Here is a 3,398-nt window from a genome sequence, read left to right on the forward strand (position 1 = left end):
GGGTCGAGCGCCGAGGTGGGCTCGTCGAAGAGCATCAGCGCCGGGTTCATCGCCAGTGCCCTGGCGATGGCCACACGCTGCTGCTGGCCTCCGGAGAGCTGGGCCGGGTAGGCGTCGCACTTGGCGGCGATGCCGACCTTCTCCAGGTTCTCCCTGGCGACCTTCTCGGCCTCCGCCTTGCCCCGCTTCAGCACCCGCCGCTGAGCGATCATCACGTTCTGCAGCGCGGTCATGTGCGGGAACAGGTTGAACTGCTGGAAGACCATGCCGACCCGGCGGCGGGCCGCGTCGAGGTCGACGTCGGGGTCGGTCAGCTCGACGCCCTCCAGGACCACCTTGCCCGAGGTGGGCTGCTCCAGCAGGTTCACGCAGCGCAGCAGGGTGGACTTGCCCGACCCCGAGGGGCCGATGACGCAGACCACCTGGCCGGGGTCGACGGCGAAGTCGATCCCCCTGAGCACCTCCAGCTTGCCGAAGTATTTGTGCAGATCACGGATCTCGACCGCGTGGTTCACCGGAGTCACCGTCCCTTCGCCTGACGCTTCTCCAGCCGGGACGCGAGGTAGCCCAGCGGGATGGTGACCAGAAGATACGTCACGCCGACGACCAGGATCGGCGTGGCGTTGGCGTGGGTCGAGGCCATGTCGTTGCCGAACTTCGTGAGCTCGACGTACTCGCCGGAGACACCGAGGAACAGCACCAGCGAGGAGTCCTTGAGCAGGGACACGAACTGGTTGGTCGTCGGCGGGATGACGATGCGCACGGCCTGCGGGATGACGATGGTGACCATGGAGCGCGCGTGCGACATGCCCAGTGAGCGCGCCGCCTCCATCTGCCCCTTGGGCACCGCCTGCAGTCCCGCGCGGAGCGTCTCGGCCATGTAGGCGGAGCCGACGATCGTCAGGCCCAGGATGCCCTGTCCGTAGGTGCCGCCGGGCACCTCGAAGCCCGGCAGGGCCAGTGGCAGGAACAGGATGAACAAGAAGATCAGCAGCGCGGGCAGGCCCCGGAAGATCTCGATGTAGGCGATCGCGATCCACCGGTAGGGCCGCACCGACGACATCCGCATCAGCGCGAACAGCAGGCCGAGCAGGAAGGCGAAGGCGAAGCCGCCCACCGAGTAGATGATCGTGTTCTTCAGCGCGATCGTGAACACGTCCGGCAGCGTCTGTTCCGCCACCTCGGGCTTGGCGAAGTTCTCGCCGAGCTTGACCCACTCGATGCGCAGGGCGAGGAAGACCACGACGGCCGCCAGCACGACGTACTGGACGATCCGGCTGATCTGCTGCTTCTTACGGGGGCTGAGCCCGGTCCGGCCGGGGGGAGCCCCGGCGGGACCGGACGGCTCAGCCGTCGTTGACTGGTCGGTCATGGATCAGCCGAGCTCGCCGGGCTTCTTGCCGAACCACTTCACGAAGATCTGGTCGTAGGTCCCGTCCGACTTGGCCTCGGTGATGGAGTCGTTGATGGTCTTGAGCAGGACCGGGTCGGCGCCCTTCTTCAGGCCGATGCCGTACTGCTCGCCGGTGTCGAGGCTGGCGACCAGCTCGAACTTGTCGGCGATCTCCGGCTTCTTCAGCCAGGTCAGAACGACGGGGAGGTCCTGGACGATCACGTCGACCTGGCCGGACTGCAGGCCCAGCAGCTCCTTGGGGGAGTCGGCGAACTCCTTGGGGTCGAGCCCCTGCTTCTTGACGTAGTCGAGGCCCGTGGTCGAGGCCTGGGCGCCCAGCTTGAGGTTCTTGGCCTTGATCTCCTCCAACGTCTTGACGCCCAGGCCCTTCTTGGCCAGCAGCGCCTGGGTGGCGTCGAAGTAGGGCACGGAGAAGTCGATGTTCGCCTTGCGCTCCGGGGTGATGGTCATGCCCGCGGCGGCCACGTCGCACTTGCCGGCGGCCATCGCCGCGCCGCTCTTGATGACGGCGAAGTCGATGTCGACGATCTCCTGCGTCAGACCGAGCTTCTTGGCCGCCAGGTCGACGATGTCGACGTCGAAGCCGACGACCTTGTTGCCCTCCTTGAACTGGAAGGGCTCGTACGGAAGGTTGGTGCAGGTGGTCAGCTTGCCGGGGGTGACCAGCTTGGGACCACCCGCGGCGGCGGGGGCGCTGGACGAGGCACCGTCACTCGTGCTCGCGCCGGTGGTCCCGCCACCGCCGCAGGCGGACAGGCCGAGCGCACCGGCGACGACCATCGCGCCCACCGCGAGCGCACGGCGGGAAACAAAACTCAGGCCCACGAAGGCCTCCTTACGGTCAATGTCGCATCTCGAACAGCTACCTAAGTGCTGGTGATGCTGCCCCACCTGCATGGCCATGCAGATCACCGATGCGACACAATTCGGACAACAACCACACTCGGAGTCGTCTGATCAATACCCTGTTCGCGGTGTTGATCGTGACGCACCCGTTCATCGAATGGTCAACGACTCCCCTTTGAGCCGACCGTCGTGGCCTCGGACCTGTCGGATCGAGTCCACGGAACATGAAAATAGCCTATATCTGCACTTCAGGCATGTTTCACCGCGCCGCCCCGGGAAACGGGGCCCTCCCCACGGGGGGTGGACTCCCGCGTACGGGACGGCGATCCCGCGGCCGTACCGCCAATCTCCCTAAAAGCGGCAAACCTTAGAAATATTCTTATTTCACCCACGGGGGCCGGTGACGCCGCGGCCGTCCCGGCGGGCGCTTTCCCATCGCCGCCGACGCATTGATCTCCGGGACCCGACTCGGTTACGTTGCCCGGTGTGCGCAACCCCCTGATGCGGCTCACCGGCGCCGCCCTGGCAGGCGCCCTCCTCACCGGCTGCACCGGGCCGGCCCCGCCGCGGCCGGCGGCCGCCCCCGCCACGCCCACCCCCTCCTACGAGCTCGCCCCGCGCCCGGTCCGGCCCGGCGAGCGCCCGGTCCGCGCCGCGCCCGTGACCGACGGCGACGGCCGCTTCCAGGTGATCGGCCTGCAGACCGGCATGAGCGGCTTCTTCGGCACCCACGCCGAATGGCAGGCCAAGGGCCAGTACGTGGTCGTGCGGATCGTCGTGGAGAACCCCGGCCGCGCCAACTCCCGCTTCGACGCCAAGCGGCAGAAGCTCATCACCACCGACGGCAGGACCTTCGGCATCGACAGGTTCGCCCAGGCCATCAAGCGCCAGCCCGACACCCTCCCCCTCGGGGCCGAGGTCAGGATCGAGCTGGACCTGTGGTTCGACATCCCCAAGGAGGCCAAGGTCGCCGCGGTCCAGCTGTTCGGCGACCCGCCGCTCGGCGTCGGCGGGACCACCGACGGCGTCAAGGTGCCCCTGACCTGAACCGGGCGGCCTCCGCCCGGGAAGGGCGGGCCCCCGCGTCCACTATGCGATTCTGAAACAGCGAACACCGCGACATGTGTGTGTTTGACAG

General features: G+C 67.5%; 4 protein-coding genes. 1 reads left to right on the forward strand and 3 read right to left on the reverse strand.

Features of this window, described 5'->3' with window-relative positions:
• From ACWDS7_RS47455 to ACWDS7_RS47465, 3 genes are all read right to left on the reverse strand, one after another.
• The coding region (locus ACWDS7_RS47455; protein WP_451934672.1) for an amino acid ABC transporter ATP-binding protein at positions 1 to 524 on the reverse strand (524 nt) is incomplete at its 3' end.
• On the reverse strand, positions 521 to 1,372 hold the full coding sequence (locus ACWDS7_RS47460) for an amino acid ABC transporter permease (RefSeq protein WP_306857902.1): 852 nt from the start codon (positions 1,370 to 1,372) through the stop codon (positions 521 to 523). The genes ACWDS7_RS47455 and ACWDS7_RS47460, both read right to left, overlap by 4 nt.
• 3 nt (positions 1,373 to 1,375) lie before the next feature.
• On the reverse strand, positions 1,376 to 2,239 hold the full coding sequence (locus ACWDS7_RS47465; RefSeq protein ID WP_451934673.1) for an ABC transporter substrate-binding protein: 864 nt from the start codon (positions 2,237 to 2,239) through the stop codon (positions 1,376 to 1,378).
• A gap of 507 nt (positions 2,240 to 2,746) precedes the next feature.
• Here ACWDS7_RS47465 and ACWDS7_RS47470 point away from each other — a divergent pair.
• The gene (locus tag ACWDS7_RS47470; RefSeq protein WP_451934674.1) at positions 2,747 to 3,307 is read left to right on the forward strand and encodes a DUF4352 domain-containing protein; all 561 of its coding nucleotides are present in this window, start codon (positions 2,747 to 2,749) and stop codon (positions 3,305 to 3,307) included.
• Positions 3,308 to 3,398 lie beyond the last annotated feature (91 nt).

Source organism: Streptosporangium sp. NPDC003464 (assembly GCF_053588315.1).

Coding starts and splice junctions, on each gene's coding strand:
- ACWDS7_RS47460 (WP_306857902.1), bottom strand. CDS start 1,372: ATGACCGACCAGTCAACGACGGCTGAGCCGTCCGGTCCCGCCGGGGCT.